Origin of the sequence: Bradyrhizobium sp. CCBAU 45321, assembly GCF_028128975.1 — a bacterium.
Taxonomy (GTDB): domain Bacteria; phylum Pseudomonadota; class Alphaproteobacteria; order Rhizobiales; family Xanthobacteraceae; genus Bradyrhizobium; species Bradyrhizobium yuanmingense.
Genome location: NZ_LFKZ01000024.1, coordinates 1 through 227 on the forward strand (window position 1 = coordinate 1; position 227 = coordinate 227).

Below are 227 nucleotides of genomic sequence, written 5' to 3' on the forward strand. Positions count from 1 at the left end.
AAGATCGCCCGCCAATGTCCGCGCTTGGCCCAGCGATTGAAACGATTGTAGATCGTCGTGTACGGACCATAGTCGGGCGGGCAATCGCGCCAGCGTGCGCCGCACTGAAGCATGTGAATGATACCGCTGATGACGCGTCGATCGTCATCGCGCACCGGTCCGGTCTGGTTCGTTGGCAGATGCGGCTCTATCAGAGCCCATTGCTTGTCGTTGAGCCAGAACAGTCC

1 protein-coding gene is annotated in these 227 nt (G+C 59.5%); it reads right to left on the reverse strand.

The window, feature by feature from the left end; all coding sequences use genetic code 11:
- On the reverse strand, positions 1-224 hold a 224-nt coding region (locus ACM43_RS09485), incomplete at its 3' end, for a transposase (RefSeq protein WP_271539838.1).
- Between the last annotated feature and the right edge of the window lie 3 nt (positions 225-227).